This is a genomic window from Martelella mediterranea DSM 17316 (assembly GCF_002043005.1).
GTDB classification, from domain to species: Bacteria; Pseudomonadota; Alphaproteobacteria; order Rhizobiales; family Rhizobiaceae; genus Martelella; species Martelella mediterranea.
The window spans coordinates 3,489,653-3,508,946 of record NZ_CP020330.1 but is presented as its reverse complement, the minus strand read 5'-3'; the positions used below and the strand labels follow the sequence as shown (position 1 = coordinate 3,508,946).

Genomic DNA, 19,294 nt, shown 5'->3' with positions numbered 1-19,294 from the left:
TTATAACAGTGCGCCCTGGTTGCGCATATCGGCAAGCGCTTCGTCCCGCAATTGCTCGGCTTGGCCGATCAATTCTCCGGCAAGCGCCGTTGGCGCGCGGGTCTTCGGCTGCAACAACGCAAACCGACACGGGATCTGTGGCAGGAACGGGCGGTAAACGACGTTCGGATGGCGCTGGGTCTAGGCCGTGAACGGATCGACGATGGCTATGCCCAGTCCGCGCTGGACCATCCTGCACATCGGCGAGGACATCGTGCATTCGATGATCTGTCGCGGCGCGATGCCGGCGCCCTGAATGACGTCGTCGAAGGTTCGCCGCGCCGATACCGTGGCCGTCCATGCAATCAGGTTCTGGCCGTGCATATCCTGCGCCCGGATCACCGCCTTCTCCGCCAGCGGATGGTCGACGGGCAGGGCCGCGACATAGTTGGAATCGGCGAAGATCTTCGTTTCGAAGCCGGACAGCAGGAACGGCGTTTCGGCCAGGCCGAAATCGACCTGTTGGGTTGCCACCCATTTCTCCACGCTCACCGACATGCGCACGTGAAGCACGACTCGGGCTTGCGGGCGCATCCGGGAAAATCGCGCGATGACTTCCGGCATGAAGTCGAGCCCGAGCGCCGGCAGGCAGGCCGCGCCGACGCCGCCTTCCAGACCCTCTTCGAGACGCCGGCCAAAATTATCGAGCGAGGACAGCGAGACGAACAGCTTTTCCACTTCGTCGAGCAGAAGATGGGCCGCATGGGTGGGCACGACCTGGCCCTTGCGCCGCTCGAACAGTTTCACCCCGAGATTTTCCTCAAGCTTGTCGATCATCCGGCTGACGGCCGGCTGGCTGCGTCCAAGGATTTTCGCGGCTCCCGAAACGGTGCCCGCCCGCATGATCACCTGGAAAGCCTCGTATATGGCCGTGTTGACGTTCATGCCGCGTTTCCTGGCTTGATGATGGAATCGAGATCGAGTTCGGGATGGCTTGCGCTGATGGCCGAAAGGTCGGCGTGGAGCTCCTGCAGCAGCCAGTCCGCCACCTCCGACACGACGGGCGAGCGGCCTTCCTCCTGCCGCAGTTGCAGCCGGCATTCGCGTCCGGGCAGCATCACGGTCGAACTGGCCGGAACCAGGCGTCCCTGTCCCATCCAGTGGGCGACGATATTGAGCCAGCCCAGAGCCACGCCCTGGCCGACGAGCGCTGCCTGAACCACGACGGAATAGTCCGAAAATGTCAGCTTGTTGCGGTAGGGCTGACCGGAATCAAGCGGCGTCCATTGCGGGTCGCCCGGAATGTCGCTTTCGAGGAGGATCAGCGTCGCATCTTCCCGCGCCGTGTCGTCGTAATAGCCCGGTGCGCACACAGGTACATAAGCCTCCTGCATGACGAAGCGCCCCGGCGTCTTTCCCGGCGCGCCGTAGCGCATGGCGATGTCGACGTCGCCAAGTTCACCGGTGACCGGGCCCGGGATGAGCTGGAAGCGCAAATCGACATTGGGGAATGTCGACTGAAAACGGGTAATCCGCGGCATCAGCCAGTGGGTGGTGAAGGCCGTCGAGACCGACAGCGTCACCTGTGTCTTGCCCGTTCGCCGCTCCTCGATTTCGTTCAATGCGCGTTCGATCTCGGAAAATGCCGAAATAACGGCGTTTCTGAGCAGCTTGCCGTTTTCGGTGAGCCGGACGCCGGGCTTCCCGCGCAGGAAAAGCTTGCTGCCGATATGGCTTTCCAGCGTGGCAAGCGCGCGGCTCACGGCAGGCTGGGTGATGTTGAGCTCGTTGGCCGCGCTGGTGAAGTTCTCATAGCGAGCCGCCGCCTCGAAAATGAAGAGCGCGCTGGGCGAGGAAAGTTTTCGGCGAAGTCCTGTCATAACTCCAGATTATGGTATGCAGGAGAATTTCACAATTGCCCAAAATGACAAACTTGCCGCACTGTCCATCAAAATCCGAACTGAACGCAACCAGAAGAATGGGCTTTCAATGGACTTCTCCCGCTTCAAGCTTTTGACTTTCGACATCGTCGGAACCTGCATCGACTTCGAGAAGGGCGTGCTCGACGCCGTCCGTCGCATCGGCGGGGAGGCGACGGCAAATCTGTCCGACGACGATATCTTCAAGCCCTATCTCGACGGGCGTCTCAGGCATTACGGCCGCAACAGCGAGGTCTTCTACGACGTATACAAATATGTCGCGGCCGAACTCGGCCTGGTCAATACCGAGGCCGCCGCGCGTGATTTTCAGCTCTCGGTTCTCGAATGGCCGGCCTTCGCCGATTCCGCCCAGGCCCTGGCCCGTTTGAGGACCAGGTTCCGCCTGGTTGCCATGACCAATGGCGACCGGACCTCGTTCACCGCCTATGACCATCGTCTCGGCTGGCCGTTCCACGATTCGGTCACCTATGACGACGCAAAGTGCGCCAAGCCCGATCCGCGGTTCTTCTCCCACAATCTGGGCCGTCAGTCCGCCTTCGGCTTCAAGCAGGACGAGATCCTGCATGTGGCGCAGAGCCAGTACCACGATATCGGCGTCGCCCGTGAACTGGGTTACTCGGTGTGCTGGATCGAGCGCCGCTTCGATCAGGAAGGCTATGGCGGTACGCCGGTGCCGGACAAATTCACCAAGCCCGATTTCCATTTCCACAGCCTCGGCGAACTGGCCGACGCGGTATTCGGAACCAGATAATGCAACTGCCCTCGCTTCCGGCATCGCTCTGGCGTCAGGACAGGTCGCTTCGGCCGCGGGATTTTCCCGCGCTCGGCAGCGACGTCTCCTGCGATGTGGCGATCATCGGCGGGGGCTATTGCGGCCTGCATGCCGCACTCGCCTTTGCCGAAAAGGGCCTGAGCGTCGTGGTGCTGGAGGCCGGCTCGGTCGGTCTCGGCGGCAGCGGGCGCAATGGCGGTGTGGTTTCCGCCAAGTTCCGCCGCGGTTTCGCCGATCTTGCCGCCGCGCACGGGATGGATGTCGCACGCCGGATGCACGCGATCGCCAATGCGAGCGTGGCCCACCTGATCGAGACGATCGAGCGTTACGCCATCGCCGACACCGGTTTTCGCCGCGTCGGCGCGCTCAAATGCGCCCATTCCGTCAAGGCTTTCGAACATGCGCGCCACGAGGCCGAGTGGCTGACGCGGAATTTGGGCGAGCGCGGCCTTCATGTTCTCGACCGGGCAGACGTGCGCGATGAGACGGGGTGCGACAGTTTTGTCGGCGGCGTGCTGCAGGACGGCGCGGGCACAATTCAGCCGCTCGCCTATCTGCAGGGATTGTGGCGCGCGGCGGGCGCGCGGGGTGTGCAGGTCTATGCCGATACGCCGGCTCTGGACGTGGCCGAGAGCGGCTCGGGCGTCGTCGTCTCGACGGCGGACGCCAGGGTGGTTGCGAGGCAGGCGGTCTTGGCCACCAATGCCTATTCGGGGCTGACGGGAGTTGATCGCGCGGTCGCCCGCAGCATCGTGCCCTTCCGCAGCGCCATGATCGCCACCGCGCGGCTGCCCGCCGATCTCGATGCGCGGCTTTTGAAGAACGAGCGCAGCTATACCGAGACCCGGCGCATGATGCGCTGGTTCCGCAAGGTTGACGGGCGCATCGTCTTCGGCGGGCGCGGCGCGCTCGGCCATGTCGAGGCGCCGGCGGCCTTCAGCCGGCTCGAAAAGGCGATGCATCTGATCTTCCCGGAACTGCGCGGCATCGGCATCGACTATCGCTGGTCCGGTCACGTGGCGCTTTCATTCGACGGCCTGCCGATGGCGGGCATGCTGTCCCCGCGCATCGGCTATGCTGCCGGTTTCAACGGCGCCGGCGTCGCGATGTCGGGCTATGTCGGCGATCAACTCGCTAACATGATGATGAAACAGCCGCATGAACTGGCGCTGATCGCGCGCGGTTCGATTCCCAAGGTGCCGTTCTATCCGCTGCGCTCGGCAGGCGTGCGCGGCGTGACCTTCTTCTACGAAATGATGGATGCCGCGGGTCTTTAGGCTCTCCCCGTGGCGGTGCTGGGAATTCGGAGCGTTTCCGGCTCACACGTTGGACAAAGCCTCGACCGTTGCGTTGAACACATAGCCGTGGCCGCGCTCCGTCTTGATGAAGCGCGGGCTGGTCGGAGTCGGCTCGACCTTCCGCCGCAGTCTCAGGATCAGAACGTCGATCTGAGGTTCGCCACCCCGCGCGGATCTGACTCGAGGTCAAAGAGCAGTCTGTCGGTGTAATCGACGTAGTGCACGAGCTTCCATCGACCCTTTCCGATCATCGTCGGACTGGCGCCGGAAATGGCGATGCCACCCGGTTTTCCGTGCTTCCGCCTATCCCTCGGAAATAAAGTTTAAGCCGGCCTCCGGCGCGCCCTGTGCAGGCTGGAAGATGCCGCCGTCGACATGAATATTCTGGCCGGTGATGTAGCCGGCGCCTTTGGAAAGCAGAAAGGCGACGGTGGCGGCGACTTCGTCGATTTCGCCGTAACGGCCCAGCGGGATCGCCTCGCGAATGGTTTCGTCTTCCGGCAGGTATTCGAGCCAGCCGGGAAAGACATTGTTCATCCGGATGTTGTGCGCCTCATTGCCTGCCGAAAACCGAGCGGTGAAGGCCATGAGGCCGTCGGCGAAGGCGTCTTCGCCCGATGCCATGAAGTCGGGCATGGGTGGCGGGGCTATATTCACGATCGCGCCGCCCTGCTGTCTTCTCATGATTGGAACGACAATGCGCATGGTGCGGATCATCGACATCAGGCAGGCTTCGTGGATTGCCGTGCCGGGAAGGGCGTTGAAGCCGAACGTTTCGGACCAGGGGCAGTTCAGCAAAGCGTCGACGCGGCCCCATCGGCCGAGAGCCATGTCGGCGAGCGACCGAATATCCCGCCAGGACTGGGTGGTTCCGACAATGCCGATGCCGCCGATCTCGTTCACGAACGCCTCCTGTCGCGACGACGACAGCAGCATGGCGACACCATGTCCCGCGCGTGCTAGCAGACCGGCGGTAAAGGCGGCAATGGCATTGTCATTTCCAGTGACGAGAACGACTCCGGTTTCATTCATGACGGGTCTCCAATGGCCGGACCGGCAACAGAATGCGTTGATATCCGGTCGGGTTGCGAAACCAGACTAGAGGATAGTCGTCGCGACGATTTCTCGAATGTGTGTCGAAATGTTACGGGCTTTTGCAGAGGCGGCATTATCGCGGTCATCGTCATTTCAGCGTTTCCGCAAATCCCCTGATGCCTGTTTCAGCCTGCCTTGATGAGGCCCCGGCGCTGCCACATATGCGGCGCGCCCGTAATCTATCGCAACGAAAGAAAACACACGGCTGCGTGTTCACGGCCCAAGATGAAGCCGACCTCCAGGGTTGCGCCGGGTTCTCCGGTGCGTTGGTGTTTCATCGGAGCTTTCATTACTCATGGTAAAATTCAGACATTTCGCCGCGACGGCAGCCGGGCTGACGGGGTTCGTTTCCGTGGGCGCTGTCGCGCATCGAAGCCTTGCAGCGGATTTCGTCTTTCGCGATGACGCACCGCCGGCCATTTCGGGACCGCCGCCGCTGGAGAAGGAGGCGTTCGAATCCCGTTGGGAAGTGATCGTCGGCGGTGGCGCCAGTTTCGAGCCTGCCTATGAGGGCGGCAAGAAAATGAAGATCAGTCCCATCCCCATCGTGTCGATCGGCTATGCCGACTGGCTTCAACTCGATCCCGGCGGCCTGGGCGTGACCCTCTACAAGGATGGCGGCTTCAATGTCGACGCCCGACTGGGTTACGAACCCGGACGTTCCGAAGGAGACGGCGACCTGCTGAAGGGTCTCGGCGATGTCGATTTCGGCGTCACGGCCGGGATCAAGGCCGGTTATGAGTGGGATGCCTTCGAATTCTACGGCATCATCGACAAGACGATCGGCGGCAGCAAAGGGCTCGTTGGCAAGATCGGGACAAGTTATGGCTGGCATATGGGCGAAAGGCTCATTGTCGCGACCAGTCTCGAGGCGACGATTGCCGACAAGAATTACATGGACAGCTATTTCAGTGTCGACGCGGCCCAGTCCGCAGCTTCCGGCCTGCCGCAATACAAGGCCAAGGCCGGCCTGCAGCGCGTCGATTTCGACATTTCCGCGACCTATGCCTTCGATGAGAACTGGCTGTTGCAGGCCGGCGCCGGCGTTGGCCTGCTGGTCGGCGATGCCGCCAACAGTCCGATCGTGGAAAGAGAGCTGCAGCCGAAGGTCTCGCTCTCGCTCGGCTACCGGTTCTGATCACGCCGGAGCGTCGTCGGAAAAACGCAAAACGACAACGAGCCCGTGCGGTTCGTTGTCGTGAAACGACATCGTGCCGCCGTGGTCACGGACGATGTTGTCGACGATTGACAGGCCAAGCCCGAAGCCAGTGGGTGAACCTCTTTCGCTGCGAGCGTCATCGAGCTTGAAGAAGGGTTCCAGAACACGCGCGCGTACATCTTCCGGGATCCCGGGGCCGTTGTCTCTGATCGCTATCTCGAGACCTGAAGGCGTTTTTCTGAGCGCGACGGTGACCGCAGTGCCGAATTTCAGACCATTGTCGCAGAGATTGACGATGGCGCGCTGAAAGGCGTGCGGCTTGACGGTCCAGATCAGGCGCGCCGGTCCGTCATAGGCAATGTCAGAGCCGAGATCGGAATAGTCCGCGACGATGGTTTCCAGCATGCTGACAAGGTCGGTGCGTTCCGGTTGCTCGGTGTCCTTTTCATTGCGGATATAGTCCAGCGTTGCGTTGATCAGCATGTCGACCTTGCCGACATCCGCAACGATCTGGCCGCGCAGGGTTTCGTCCTCGATCCGCTCGCTGCGCAGGCGAATGCGCGTCAGCGGGGTTCTCAGATCGTGGCTGACGGCGCGCAGCATGCGGGTCTGGCCTTCCATCATCGCCCGGATGCGGAACTTGAGCTCATTGAGGACCCGAACCAGCTCGACGAACTCGCGGCTGCCCTGTTCCTTCAGCGGCGTGTCCTTGTGCAGGAAGGCCTTTGTCGAAGACAGTTCGCGCGAGAGGTCGCGGATCGGCGCCGTGATGGCCCGCACGCCGAAAATGGAAAACAGCGTCACAAGGGTCACGAAGGATAGAAAGTAGTAGGTGTAGCGCGAGGTGATATCGAATCCCGACGGTCTCGGAATATAAACGAGCGCTTCGCCGTCCTGCCCGACCGTTGCGAGCAGCGCCGGCCGGCCCTCGAAATGAATGATCCTTGTTCCGGGCGCAAGGCTGTCGTCATATCTGGCCTGAAACAGCGAGGAGAGCATCAGGCTTAGGAACCCCGCTGATTCTTCTGCGTCCTCCAGGTTTTGGAAATTCGCCGCCTCGGCCATGAAGACGTCCATGCCTGTTTGCCTGGCGCTTTCAAGCAATGCGTCCCGTCGTTTTGGCGGTGTGTTTGACATCATCGCCGCCAGCAGTTCGACCTGCGCCACCACGGCATCGCTGTCGGTGCTGTAGTCCCTGTTCTCCAGACGTTCCAGCAATGCTCCGGCATTGACCACGACGGCAATCGCCACGATCACGAGCAACACCATCTGCGCCCTGATCGTGGTCGGCAGAAAGCGCCTGAGCCGTCTCATTCGCGTTCCACCGCCGCAGTGAATACATAGCCGCCAAGGCGCACGGTCTGGAGAAGCTGGGGCTCCTTCGGGTCCTTCTCGATCTTCTGCCGCAGCCGGCTGATATGGACGTCGATGCTGCGCTCGATCGGACCGGCAAGGCCCGAATGGGTGAGCATCAGCAGTTCCTCGCGCGAAATGACGCGACCGGGATTCTGGCAGAAGGCGATCAGGATATCGAATTCGGTCGTCGTCAGCGACACCCGCGCATGGCTCGGATCGTGCAGCTGACGGCGCATCGGATCAAGCCGCCAGCCCTCGAAACGCAGCGCCGTCGGCGCATGATTGGCCTTGACGCCGTAGGCTGCCCGTCGCAGCAGACTGCGGATGCGGGCAATCACCTCGCGCGGGCTGAACGGTTTGGTGATGTAGTCATCGGCACCAACCTCCAGCCCGACGATGCGGTCGACCTCCTCGCCAAGCGCCGTCAGCAGGATGATCGGTATCGTGTTGCCGGCGCGGATGCTCCGGCACAGGCTGATGCCGTCTTCTCCCGGCAGCATGATATCGAGAATGACGAGATCGAAGACCCGACGTCGCAGGAGCCCGTGCATGGCCGCACCGTCGCGCACATGCGTGGCATGCATGCCGTTCTGCCGGATGGTTTCCGCCAGAAGATCGGCGATTTCGGTATCGTCCTCGACAATCAGGATGTCTGCGGACCTGTGGCTGTTGTTTCCGTTCAAGTTTTTCTCCGTAAACCGGCCGGAAGAGGCCGGCTGGCCGTATCGGGCGGCCGGTTTTTTCATGTTTGTGGGTTTCGCTGCAATTGTCCAGCCGCCGTTCAGCCTGCCGCCGGCGCTTCGTCACGCTCGGGCCTCAGAGCAAAAAGGCCGGAGAGCCGGTCACCGAAGCCGGAGACGATGAGATGCAGCGCCGGGACGACGACGAGCGAAAGCACGGTGGATGCAATCAGCCCGCCGATGACGGTGATCGCCATCGGCGCCCGGAATTCTCCGCCTTCGCCAAGGGCCAGCGCCGAGGGAACCATGCCCGCGACCATGGCGAGCGTGGTCATGATGATCGGCCGCACCCGCTCCGCGCAGGCTTCCATGGTGGCTTCCAGCCGGGGGTGGCCCGCCCGTTCCTTCTCGATGGCGAAGTCCACCAGCATGATCGCGTTCTTGGTGACGATCCCCATCAGCATCAGGATGCCGATGACGGCGGGAAGGGAAAGCGAGCTTCCGGTGAGCATGAGCGCTCCCACCACGCCGATGATCGACAGCGGCAGTGAGGCAAGGATGGTAAAGGGCGAGAGGAAGCTGCCGAACAGCAGGACCAGAACGACCATCACAAGCATGACGCCGGCGCCCATGGCGATACCGAAACTTGAAATAACCTCACCCTCGGAATCGGAATCGCCGGTCGCCGAAATGCTCACGCTTGCCGGCAGTGCCTGCACGGCCGGCAGGCTCATAAGCCGGGAAAGCCCTTCGCCGGATGTCAGACCCTCGGCAACATCGGCGCCGATGCTGACGCGGCGTTCGCGATCAAGCCGTTCGATGGAAGACAATGTCTCGCCGTGTTCGAAACGAACGATGCTGGAGAGCGGAACCTGCCCGCCGCCGGCTGTCGGAACGCCGATGAGGCCGAAGGTTTCGATATCGTTGCGAATGCGTTCGTCGAGCTGAAGCCGGATAGGGATGAGACGGCCATTGTCGGCGAATTGCGGCAGGTTGCCGCTGCTGTCTCCGACGGTTGAAATGCGGATGGTCTGGGCGATTGCGGCCGTCGATATGCCGAGCGATGCAGCCTTGTCGGACTGCACATCCATGCGCAGTTCCGGCCGCATGGCGGTTGCCTCCGATGTCGGGCTGACGAAGGCGGGGTCGGCTTCCATGGCCGCGAGGATAACGGCGGCGGCTTCCTGTGCGGCATCGCCGTCATTGCTGAGGACGACGAAGGAAACATCGCGGCCGCCCCTGGCATTCAGGAACTGATAGCGGATGTCGGCGGCACCCGAAAGCTCGTCCGCCAGGGCGGCTTCGATGACAGACATGTGCGTGTCCCGCTCCGCGGCCGGGCCGAGGTCGAACATGACCGATGCGAAGCGGACGTCGCGGTCGCCGGTGGCGCTGGATCCGCCGCGGATGAAGATCGTCTCGACATTTTCGACATGCGCGAAACGGCGGCTGACATCCTCCGCGACGGCGCGGGTTTCGTTAAGCGATGCGCCCGGCGGCAATTCTATGGTGAGCGTCAGCTTTCCGGTGTCTTCCTCTGGCACGAAGGATGTGGGGATCGAACCGAGCTGCATGACCGAAAGCCCGAAAAGACCGACCGCAATGCCCACCGTGAACCAGCGATATCGAAGAACGAGGCGCAGGAAGCGCTGATAGGCAGCCGCGACAGCGCCGCTTTCGCCTTCCGTCGGGACTGTGCCCTTCAGGAAATAGGCCGACAGCATCGGCGTAATCAGCCGGGCGACCAGCAGCGAGAAAAATACCGCGATGGCGACGGTCAGTCCGAACTCGCGGAAATAGAGGCCCACTTCGCCGCTCATCAGCCCGACCGGCAGGAACACGGCGATGATGGTCGCGGAAATCGCGACGATTGCGAGCCCGATTTCGTCGGAGGCTTCCAGCGCCGCCTGATAGGGCTTCTTGCCCATGGCGCGGTGGCGCGCGATATTCTCGATCGCCACGATGGCATCGTCGACAAGAATGCCGGTGACCAGCGTGATCGCCAGAAGCGTCAGGATATTGAGCGAAAAGCCCAGAAGATCGATGACGAAAAAGGTCGGCACCACCGAGAGCGGCAGCGCCAGCGCGGCGATGATCGTCGCCCGCCAGTCCCTCAGAAACAGGAAGATGACGGCAACCGCCAGCGCCGCGCCTTCCAGCAGCGTGTGCATGGCAGCGACGTAATTGCCGCGGGCATAGCGCACGCCGTCATCCACCAGCGTCATGGTGATGCCAGGCGTCGTCGCCGCGATTTCGGCGATCCTTGCGGCAACGGCGTCGGCAACGCCGGTTTCGCTGGCGCCGCGGGTGCGCTCGACGGAAAAGGCGACCACCTCGGCCCCGCCGAGCAGGGCGAAACTGCGGGGTTCGGCGTAGAGATCGCGGATATCGCCGAGGTTTCCGAGCGTGACCTGCCGCCCATCATGGTAGGGAAGGCCGATCGCCGCGAGGTCTGCGACATCATTCACCCTGGCGCGTGTGCTAAGCACCTGTTCGCGCCCGCCGAACGCGCTACGGCCGCCCGAGACATCGACATGGTTGACTGCAAGGCTTTCCGTCACGGCGTTGGCCGTCAGACCATAGGCGCGCAGCCGGTCCGGCGCGAGAGCGACGAGGATTTCGCGGTCGACGCCGCCGATCCGGCTGATGCCGGCAAGCCCTGGCACCGATTGCAGCTCGCGCGCCAGCGTATCGTCGATAAACCAGGAAACCTCTTCGAGCGACATGGCGGTCGCTGAAACCGCGTAGATGGCGACCGGCTGCGCCTCTTCCTCGATGCGCTCGATGACCGGTTCATCGATATCGGCCGGCAGGTCGGAGCGGATCCTCGACACCGCGCCGCGCACTTCCGAGACAGCCCTGTCGATATCGACCGTGCCGAGCACGAAATCGATCTCGGTGACGGATTCGCCATTGGTGACGGTCGAGGAGATCTTTTCGACATTCGCAAGCGACGCCAGCGCGTTTTCGACCGGCCTGGTGACTTCGGTCTCAAGCTCTTCGGGCGCGACGCCCGGCTGGCTGACGGTAACGCTGACGACCGGCGTGTCGATGGTCGGGAAATAGGTGATCGGCAGGCGCATGAAGCCGTAGACGCCGATCACCATCAGCACGATGAAAAGCAGGATGGAGGCAAGCGGCGAGCGGATCGCCCAGGCGGACATGTTCATTTAACCGGCCCTCGACAGTCTGGAGGCTTCGTCCGGCGCGATGTTGCCGGAGCGTTCGTTTGGCAAGCGGTATTCGAAAAGCGCCGGCGTCACCCGCTCGCCGTCCTTCAGGAAACTGCCGGCTTTCAGCACGACCCGTTCGCCGGGCGCGATGCCGTCGATGACTTCGATAAGGTCGCCCTGCGTCAGATCGGTCGTGACTTCACGTTTCGAGACGATGCCGTCTTCCACCACGGTGACGATGGCGGCGCCGTTTCCGGCAAAGCGGATCGCCGAGGCGGGCAGCAGGATGGCGCGGCGGGAAACGACGTCGATACGACCGCTGACAAAGGCGCCCGCGACCAGACCTTCCGGGTCGTCGAGCGCGATCCGCACGCGGCCCAGCCGGCTCGCCGCGTCGATCTGTGCGGCGCGATGCCGGACGCGACCCACGAGGGGCATATCGTTTCCTTCAATGCGGAAGCGAGCCGTCTGACCCGTGCGCACGCGGACAAAATCGGCTTCGGCCACCTCGGCCTCGAGTTCCAGAACGCCGTCTTCGGCCAGCACGAAGAGCGGTTCGCCGGAAAGCGATGCGGTATGGCCGGTGCGGGCGTTGCGGGCGAGCACAAGCCCGGCCGTCGGGGCCCGGACCGTGCTCTTCTCAACTGTGCGTTCGATTTCCGCGCGGCTGCGCTCCACGAGTTCCAGTTCGGCTTCGGCCACTTCGAGCGCATGGCGGGCAAGCGCCAGATCGGCGGCGGCGCGGGCCTGTTCGTTCTCGCGCTCGCTCAACGCCCGTTCGGATACGGCGCCGTTTGCGACCAGCGAGCGATTGCGCGTCAGTTCCGTTGCGGCTTCCGCCTCGCTGACCCTTGCCTTTTCCAGCCGGGCCCGTTCCTGTTCGATGAGCATGCGTGCCCGACGCAGTTCGACGGCGTTTTTCGCAAGCGCCAGTTCGGCATCGGCCGTGTCGATTACGGCAAGCGCCGCGTCCGCCGCGACGAAATCGCCCGTCTCGGCCAGCACGACGCGGATGATCTCGCCTTCCACCTCGGCATGGACCGGCACCTCATCGCGGGCGACGACCATGCCGGTCGCGGTCGCCGTGCCGACGACCTCTCCCGCGCGCGCGGCCACCACCGTGACATGCCTTGTCTCCTGCGCCGCGGCGAGGGAGCCCGGGATCATCGCGAGAAGCAGGAAGAGGGAGCGCAACAGCGCCCGCCGCCCGCCATGCGGCTCGCTGGAGGAAGAAATAGTCGTTTTGTCTGTCATGGCCGATCTCTGTCTGAGAACCGGAGCCGGATCATCCGACCCCGCCATGAGCTCTGCCAGAGCAGCCGGGCAGGGGGTGCTACGTTGTGTTACGAAATGTTGCGAAGGTGCCATCGGGAAGCGGCGATGGTCATGCGGAAATGAGGGTCAGATTCGCTCGAAGGGGCGATTGCCCCGTGTCGACGTGACAAATCCTGCCTGCCAAATGACCGACTGAAGTCTGGCCTTACGCGAAGCAGATGTGTGTCACCCCGGGCGGTTCATTCCCTGGCGGACTTCGTGTTATGATGCGGCAGGAAGGGTCTTCTCCTGTTGCGGACAGGCAGGTCCGCGGACACGGAGATCAGGCCCTGTTTATTGAAGTTAAGGCGTACGGAAGGCTGTCTATGTTCTCGCGTTCTACAATCCGAGCCACGGTCGACAACCTCCAGGCGGTTTTGAATGCCATGCCGCTGCCCGTGATCATGAAGGACCGCAGTCATCGCGTCGTGGTCGCAAACGATGCCGCCTGCACATTTTTCGGAACGCCGCGGGAGGCCTTGCTCGGCTCGCTGGACGAACAATTACCGGAGGACCAGCGCGCTGTCTTCTGGAAGGTCGACAACCAGGTGTTCGAGACGGGTGAGCCGAACGAGAATGAGGAGGTCGTCACCGACGCCAAAGGTGACGTCCACGTCATCGTGACGCGCAAGCGGCTCGTCGAACTCGACACGAATGATGGCAGGGAGCCTTTCATCCTGGCCATTCTCTCGGATGTCACGAAGATCCGGGAGGCCGAGGCGCGGGCCGCTTATCTTGCCGAGCACGACCCGCTGACGGGTCTTTCAAACCGGAACCGGCTTACGGATACGCTTGCCGAGGCCGTCGCCGCTTCCGGGCGCTCGCAGACCAAGGTGGGGCTTCTGCTTCTCGATCTTGACGGGTTCAAGCAGGTGAATGACCGATACGGTCACGTTGCCGGCGATGAGCTTCTTCGGGTGGTTGCCCGGCGCCTGTCCGGTCATGTCCGGTCCGGCGACACGGTGTCGCGGATCGGGGGCGACGAATTCTGCGTCGTCCAGGTGGGCGTCCAGCAACCGGCCGGCGCCTTCGCCCTGGCGAAGCGTCTCATTCGCGCGTTCGAAGAACCGGTTCTCGTGGGACAGACGCGCGTTTCCGTCTCGGCATCCATCGGAATTGCGCTGTTTCCGGACGATGCTTCGGGCATGGACGAACTCTATAACAATGCCGACATGGCGCTCTATGCGGTCAAGCGGTCGGGCGGGGGCAGTTATCTTCGTTTCGACCACTTCCCTGAAGGGCAGGTTTGGCCGGAGTGGGACGTCGAAAAGGAACTGCGCGCGGCGATCACCCATGGCGATATATCGCTTGCCTATCAGCCCCTGTGCGACGGCATGGATTCGGTGGTCGTCGGATATGAAGCGCTCGCCCGGTGGACGCATCCCGAAAGAGGAGAGATTTCTCCGGATGTCTTTATCCCGGTCGCCGAGAGAACCGGCATTATCCGCAGGCTCGGCGCCTGGATAGTGGAGAGGGCATGCCGTGACGCGGCGATGTGGCCGGACCATGTGCGCGTGTCGGTGAATGTCTCTTCGACCCAGCTTGAGGACGGGCACATGGCCGGAACGGTCCGGCATGCTCTTGACGTCTCCGGGCTTGCGCCCCGCCGCCTCGAACTGGAGATCAAGGAATCGGCCCTGATCGGCGCGACGGAGATGGTCGCACAGACTTTTTCGCAGCTGAAGGAGATCGGCGTTCTGCTGGCGCTGGATGATTTCGGCGCCGGAACATCGTCGATATCGAGCATTCAGCGCATGCCGTTCGACCGGATCAAGATCGATCGCAGTTTTGTTTCAAATCTGGATTCCGACGCCCGCTCCGTCGCGATCATCCGCGCGATCCTGGCGATCGGGAAGGAACTCGACCTGTCGGTCACGGCGGCGGGGGTCGAACATGAGAGCCAGCGCATCGCCCTCAGGCACATGGGATGTCCCGAACTTCAGGGCTTTCTCCTCGGCCGACCGGAGCCCCTCTCAAGGGTGAACGAACGCGCGGAGCAGGCAAATGAGGGAAAGGAGGCAACGTAGTGGTTGCGCGTCGTAACTGGTGGAAACTACATGACCTTTAGCGGGTGAGGGGTACTGTGTCTGTCCACTGATCGTGAGATTTTGCACAAGCTCTTTCCTGGCATGCTGGAAATGTCGTTCGGTCATTGCTTTGGCGGAACTCCGATCGGAGCACTTCCGACCTGCGAGCGATAAAATTGTTGCATGGAGCGGATATGCCTTTCGAAAGCTCCCGGCCTCTCATTTCGTTATGGTGCGGCGTCGGGATGGGAGGCGTTTATGACGAGGCCGAATATTTTGCTGATCACCACCGATCAGCAGCACTACAAAGCGCTTGGGGTTCATGATCCAAGACTGAAGACACCGAACCTTGACCGCTTGTGCCGGGAAGGGACGCGTTTTGATCGGGCCTATTGCCCCGCGCCGGTCTGCACGCCATCACGGGCAAGCATCATCACCGGGCAGTATCCATCGCATCACGGGGCCTGGACAATCGGCGTCAAGCTGCCGGAGGATGTCCCGACTGTCGGCGATCACCTGATAGCCGCGGGCTACAATACCGCGCTGGTCGGCAAAGCGCATTTTCAGCCGCTCGCAAGCACTCCGGAGTCGGAATCGCTCGAATGTCAGCCGATCCTGCGTGACCTTGATTTCTGGCGGGGGTTTAGCCGTACCTGGTATGGGTTCGAACATCTGGAACTTGCCCGCAACCACGCCGATGAAAGCCATGCAGGCCAGCACTATGCGATCTGGATGGAGGAAAAGGGGCTTGTCGACTGGCGTGACTATTTCCAACCGCTTTCGGGCGAAAATGCTGCGAAAGCACCGCGCGCCGGCAAGAAGGGCAGCTATACCCGGCTTGACCGTTCTTGGTCTCTACCCGCCGACATGCATTATACGACATGGACCGCCGAGCGCAGCATCGCCTATCTCGACGAGCATGGCCGCAGCGGAAAGCCGTTCTTTCTATGGGCGAGCTTTCACGATCCGCATCCGCCCTACACCGTCAGCGAGCCCTGGGCGTCGATGTACGATCCGGACGACATGGAAATCGATCGGGTCACGCCCGGCGAGCATGACCGCAACCCGCCGCATTTTGGCAAGACGCAAGAGGAAAATCCGGATTTCGGGGACTGGCATGATCCCTATCAGGCGCATGGCTGCGAAAGCCACCTCTATCCGGAGGAAGATCTGAGGAAGGATAAGGCCACCTATTTCGGAATGATGAGCTTTCTCGATTCCGAGATCGGCCGCATCCTGGACAGGCTCGATGACATGGACCTGGCGGAGAATACGCTGGTGGTGTTCACAACCGATCACGGCCACTTTCTTGGTCAGCATGGCCTCATCGCCAAAGGTCCGTTTCACTATGAGGACATGCTGCGCCTTCCGATGATCGTCAGGCTGCCGGGCAGGGTCGCGGCCGGCGCGGTCAATGAGGATATGCAGAGCCTCGTCGATCTGGCGCCGACCTTTCTGGAGGCCGCCGGCATTGCCGTGCCCGGCGAAATGCAGGGCGTCTCGCAATGGTCGAACTGGCAGGGCGGACCGGAAGCGCGGGATTTCATTCTTTGCGAGAACCGGCACAATCCGGTGATGCCGCATGTCGAAACCTATGTCGACCGGCGCTACAAGATCACGGTTTACCGTCAGGGCCGTTTCGGCGAACTGTTCGACCTTCAGGATGATCCCGGCGAGATCGACAATCTTTGGGATGATCCCGCTTCGCAGGACCTCAAGGCCAGAATGCTTCATGCCATGATACAAGGCATCATGAAATCCGAACCCACCCGCATGCCGCGAATTGCCGGTGCATGAGGGGCTATGCGACGCGTTGGTCGATGGTCTCGAAATAGTCCGCGCACAACGCCATCAACGCCTGAAGCGGCGGATAGTGGCTGATCGCCTTGCGATAGACCGCGCCAGTATCGGAATTGCGCCGTCCAAGCTCGATCGGCACGGTCAGGATCGGACGACCGGGAATGCCGAGGGCAGCGGCATCCGGCAGGATGCAGAGATAGTCGCCGTCCTGCAGAAGGCGGAAAATGGCCAGAAGAGAGCTTGATCGCACCCTGATCTGCGGCAGTCGCCCGGTGCGCTCCATGACGGCGTGCAGCGTCTCCGCCTCGTAGATCGGATCGGCGGAATAGATGATCCAGGGGTAGCAATGCACGGCTTCATACTCATCGGCGCGGCATTGCTGGATCGGATGATCGGCGCGGGCGACAAGGCGATCGCAGATCTTGGAAAAGGCGCGCGTCTCCAGGTTGGGATGTTCGCTCTCCGCGTAAAGCCCGCCGAAGGCAACGTCGATCATTCCGTCGATCAGTGCCTGGGATGAACCGGCCACGCTGGGCGCCATTTCAAGCGTCAGATTTGGATATTGCTTATGGAGCTTCGATGTTATCGTCGGCAATACGACGGAAGACCACAACGGGCCGGCATGAATGCGCAACCGTCCTTCGGCGGCAGGATCATTGCCGGCAAGCTCTGCCTCGGCGAGTTCCCAGTCGCGGGCAAGCCGCGATATCGTTGAAAGAAGTTTCGTGCCGAAAGGCGTCGGACGAACGCCGCGGGCATGGCGCTCCAGCAGCTTGGCATCGTAGAAATCCTCCAGTTGCGCCAGCGACCGCGAAAGCGCGGGCTGGGTCACGTTCAGGATCTCCGATGCCTTGCGTACACTGCCCGCTTCGGCAATGGTGCGGAACCGGAAAAGCAGGCTCATTCTGTCCAGCATAGGTATCAAATTCCTTTATCGCTGCAGCAAAGAATGGCATTTGTTTTTGATAACTTCAATTGATATCCATCAGATCGCAACCGTCATCGAATGGTTTACCGGCGCCGCCTGCAGGAGGAGACTTGCGGTTGGCGTCATACGTTGGCTGCGGACTGTTTTCGCTTGAGGATGCGAGAGCGTTCGTAAACGGACAATGGTAGATCCTATGGTGCCGGGTCTGTCCTGACCGGAAAGCCGGTCGGGTTGCGCCAAGGGAGGAGACTATGACGCAGATGACAACGATGAAACGCCGCCAGTTCCTGGCTGGCAGCGCAGCACTCGGCGCACTGGCGCTGACCGGCGCCGGACGGGCTTTCGCGCAGGAATTCGATATTCCGGCCCCCATCGGTCCGATCAATGCCGACGGTCCGTTTCGCTGGCTCGACAGCGGCGATCAGAAGGCGACTTTCTACAAGGCGTTCTTCCCGGAATACGCCAGCGCGCGCGATATCGAAGTGGTCTATGACGGACTGCCCTGGAACGAGATCAATCAGGTCCTGCCGCTCGGCATCCGCAACAATACCGCACAGGACGTCTTCAACCTGCCACTCAACATGCCGCCTGCCTACGCCGTCAACGAGGGCTGGGTGCAGGCCTATGACGATTTCATCCCGGATATCGAGACCTGGAAGCAAGGATTTCCGCCCGGCGCTTTTCTGGAGGGGCTGAATGTCTTCAATGGCAAGACCTATGGCCTGCCATACACGTCGGCGCGCGTCAGTTCGGCTTTTACGCTCTATAACCGGAAATACCTGAATGATGCCGGCTATGATCCGGAGGCGACGCCGTTTACCTGGGATACATTCCGCGCGGCGGCGGCCAAGGTCACCGAAATGAATGCCGGGCGCGCCTTCGGCTTCATCATCGGCGGCAACCAGGTCAATCGCTGGTGGGATGCCTGCCGGACGCTGGCACAGACCAACGGGCTGGCCTGCGGCGATACGTCGATCGGCAACGGCGTCGATTTCCGCACCGGCGAGGTGGTCTTCGACGCCGACGAGATCGTCGGCGCCATCGAGCTTCTGCTGGCGCTGAAGGCGGACGGTTCGATCTTCCCCGGCGTGATGAGCATCAACGCGCCGCAGGCGCGCGCGATGATGCCGCAGGGCGCCGCCGGCATGATCCTCCAGGGGCCGTGGAATATTCCCCAGTGGGAGCGCGAGAACCCGAATTTCGATTTCGGCATCGCGCCAACCCCGGGAAAGGGCGGCTACTCCATCGTCGGCTCTCTGGCATCGGCGTCGAACACGATGTTCATCTATTCGAAGTCCAAGAACGCTTCCGTTGCCGCCGATATTTTCCATTATCTCGGCACGGAGGAAGGCCAGATCGCGTGGGGCAATGTCGTTGGCTCCTCCGATCCTCCGATCTTCCCGAAAGCCGTCGAACAGTCGACGATGTCGGCGCGATCGAAAAAGGCACTGCAGATGTTCGAGCAGACCATCCGCATTTCGCCGAACCCGTTCGCGCGCAACCCGGAGCTTGCGGCCGTCGCCAGCATCTATCAGGAGCCGACTCCGAATGCCGCCCAGACCATTCAGGGCCTGTTCACCGGCCAGACAACCGACATCAAGGGCGAACTGACCAGGCTTGTCTCGGCCACCAATACGGCGCTCGATGCTGCCTTCAAGACGGCGAAGGAAAATGGGGCGAATGTCAGCCGTGACGATCTCGTCTTCCCCAACTGGGACCCGTCGAAAGACTATGTGGCTTCGGATTACGAGGCGCTTTGAGGCTGGAAGCAGG

General features: G+C 62.0%; 15 protein-coding genes. 6 read left to right on the top strand and 9 right to left on the bottom strand.

All coding sequences use genetic code 11. The annotated features are described in order from the left end of the window. Positions 1–180 precede the first annotated feature (180 nt). Complete coding sequence (locus Mame_RS16300; RefSeq protein ID WP_018064241.1) at positions 181–924, bottom strand: LysR substrate-binding domain-containing protein; 744 nt, start codon at positions 922–924, stop codon at positions 181–183. Next, positions 921–1,859, bottom strand: coding sequence for a LysR substrate-binding domain-containing protein (locus Mame_RS16295; protein ID WP_018064240.1), 939 nt, complete (start codon positions 1,857–1,859; stop codon positions 921–923). The genes Mame_RS16300 and Mame_RS16295 overlap by 4 nt, the downstream gene beginning before the upstream one ends. A 109-nt stretch (positions 1,860–1,968) precedes the next feature. Between Mame_RS16295 and Mame_RS16290 the strand changes: the two genes are divergently transcribed. Together Mame_RS16290 and Mame_RS16285 are read left to right on the top strand one after the other, a co-directional pair. Next, the gene (locus tag Mame_RS16290; protein ID WP_026173378.1) at positions 1,969–2,670 is read left to right on the top strand and encodes an HAD-IA family hydrolase; all 702 of its coding nucleotides are present in this window, start codon (positions 1,969–1,971) and stop codon (positions 2,668–2,670) included. Next, the gene (locus Mame_RS16285; protein WP_018064238.1) at positions 2,670–3,968 is read left to right on the top strand and encodes an NAD(P)/FAD-dependent oxidoreductase; all 1,299 of its coding nucleotides are present in this window, start codon (positions 2,670–2,672) and stop codon (positions 3,966–3,968) included. Before Mame_RS16290 ends, Mame_RS16285 begins: the two co-directional genes overlap by 1 nt. Positions 3,969–4,010: 42 nt before the next feature. Here Mame_RS16285 and Mame_RS16280 read toward each other — a convergent pair whose 3' ends face one another. Further along, positions 4,011–4,139, bottom strand: a complete 129-nt coding sequence (locus Mame_RS16280) for a winged helix-turn-helix domain-containing protein (RefSeq protein WP_079921004.1) — start codon at positions 4,137–4,139, stop codon at positions 4,011–4,013. Positions 4,140–4,292: 153 nt separating this feature from the next. Next, positions 4,293–5,021 carry an SDR family oxidoreductase gene (locus Mame_RS16275; RefSeq protein WP_018064237.1) on the bottom strand — a complete coding sequence of 243 codons (729 nt, stop codon included), beginning with the start codon at positions 5,019–5,021 and terminating at the stop codon, positions 4,293–4,295. Between the two features lie 358 nt (positions 5,022–5,379). Here Mame_RS16275 and Mame_RS16270 point away from each other — a divergent pair, with 358 nt between their 5' ends. Beyond that, complete coding sequence (locus Mame_RS16270; protein WP_018064236.1) at positions 5,380–6,222, top strand: MipA/OmpV family protein; 843 nt, start codon at positions 5,380–5,382, stop codon at positions 6,220–6,222. Here Mame_RS16270 and Mame_RS16265 read toward each other — a convergent pair whose 3' ends face one another. The 4 genes from Mame_RS16265 to Mame_RS16250 form a co-directional block, all read right to left on the bottom strand. Next, positions 6,223–7,557: a sensor histidine kinase gene (locus Mame_RS16265; RefSeq protein WP_018064235.1), complete on the bottom strand. Its 1,335-nt coding sequence runs from the start codon at positions 7,555–7,557 to the stop codon at positions 6,223–6,225. It lies immediately after the preceding gene. Beyond that, a complete protein-coding gene (locus Mame_RS16260; RefSeq protein WP_018064234.1) occupies positions 7,554–8,282 on the bottom strand; it encodes a response regulator in 729 nt (242 codons plus the stop codon). The genes Mame_RS16265 and Mame_RS16260 overlap by 4 nt, the downstream gene beginning before the upstream one ends. A gap of 98 nt (positions 8,283–8,380) precedes the next feature. Then, positions 8,381–11,449 (bottom strand): efflux RND transporter permease subunit, encoded by a 3,069-nt coding sequence (locus Mame_RS16255; protein ID WP_018064233.1) that lies wholly within the window; start codon positions 11,447–11,449, stop codon positions 8,381–8,383. Beyond that, positions 11,450–12,706, bottom strand: coding sequence for an efflux RND transporter periplasmic adaptor subunit (locus tag Mame_RS16250; RefSeq protein ID WP_018064232.1), 1,257 nt, complete (start codon positions 12,704–12,706; stop codon positions 11,450–11,452). A gap of 284 nt (positions 12,707–12,990) precedes the next feature. Between Mame_RS16250 and Mame_RS16245 the strand changes: the two genes are divergently transcribed. Further along, entirely contained in the window at positions 12,991–14,793 is a 1,803-nt protein-coding gene (locus Mame_RS16245; protein ID WP_210190846.1) for a putative bifunctional diguanylate cyclase/phosphodiesterase, read from the top strand. Positions 14,794–15,051: 258 nt separating this feature from the next. Further along, positions 15,052–16,590 (top strand): sulfatase family protein, encoded by a 1,539-nt coding sequence (locus Mame_RS16240; RefSeq protein ID WP_018064230.1) that lies wholly within the window; start codon positions 15,052–15,054, stop codon positions 16,588–16,590. Between the two features lie 4 nt (positions 16,591–16,594). Here Mame_RS16240 and Mame_RS16235 read toward each other — a convergent pair whose 3' ends face one another. Beyond that, positions 16,595–17,509, bottom strand: a complete 915-nt coding sequence (locus tag Mame_RS16235; protein WP_018064229.1) for a LysR family transcriptional regulator — start codon at positions 17,507–17,509, stop codon at positions 16,595–16,597. A 263-nt stretch (positions 17,510–17,772) separates the two neighbouring features. Between Mame_RS16235 and Mame_RS16230 the strand changes: the two genes are divergently transcribed. Further along, positions 17,773–19,281: an ABC transporter substrate-binding protein gene (locus Mame_RS16230; RefSeq protein WP_018064228.1), complete on the top strand. Its 1,509-nt coding sequence runs from the start codon at positions 17,773–17,775 to the stop codon at positions 19,279–19,281. Positions 19,282–19,294 lie beyond the last annotated feature (13 nt).

Bases quoted from the DNA above. Each gene is read 5' to 3' on its own strand.
- Mame_RS16300 (WP_018064241.1), bottom strand. From the start codon at position 924: ATGAACGTCAACACGGCCATATACGAGGCTTTCCAGGTGATCATGCGG.
- Mame_RS16295 (WP_018064240.1), bottom strand. From the start codon at position 1,859: ATGACAGGACTTCGCCGAAAACTTTCCTCGCCCAGCGCGCTCTTCATT.
- Mame_RS16290 (WP_026173378.1), top strand. From the start codon at position 1,969: ATGGACTTCTCCCGCTTCAAGCTTTTGACTTTCGACATCGTCGGAACC.
- Mame_RS16285 (WP_018064238.1), top strand. From the start codon at position 2,670: ATGCAACTGCCCTCGCTTCCGGCATCGCTCTGGCGTCAGGACAGGTCG.
- Mame_RS16275 (WP_018064237.1), bottom strand. From the start codon at position 5,021: ATGAATGAAACCGGAGTCGTTCTCGTCACTGGAAATGACAATGCCATT.
- Mame_RS16270 (WP_018064236.1), top strand. From the start codon at position 5,380: ATGGTAAAATTCAGACATTTCGCCGCGACGGCAGCCGGGCTGACGGGG.
- Mame_RS16265 (WP_018064235.1), bottom strand. From the start codon at position 7,557: ATGAGACGGCTCAGGCGCTTTCTGCCGACCACGATCAGGGCGCAGATG.
- Mame_RS16255 (WP_018064233.1), bottom strand. From the start codon at position 11,449: ATGAACATGTCCGCCTGGGCGATCCGCTCGCCGCTTGCCTCCATCCTG.
- Mame_RS16250 (WP_018064232.1), bottom strand. From the start codon at position 12,706: ATGACAGACAAAACGACTATTTCTTCCTCCAGCGAGCCGCATGGCGGG.
- Mame_RS16245 (WP_210190846.1), top strand. From the start codon at position 12,991: ATGATGCGGCAGGAAGGGTCTTCTCCTGTTGCGGACAGGCAGGTCCGC.
- Mame_RS16240 (WP_018064230.1), top strand. From the start codon at position 15,052: ATGACGAGGCCGAATATTTTGCTGATCACCACCGATCAGCAGCACTAC.
- Mame_RS16235 (WP_018064229.1), bottom strand. From the start codon at position 17,509: ATGCTGGACAGAATGAGCCTGCTTTTCCGGTTCCGCACCATTGCCGAA.
- Mame_RS16230 (WP_018064228.1), top strand. From the start codon at position 17,773: ATGACGCAGATGACAACGATGAAACGCCGCCAGTTCCTGGCTGGCAGC.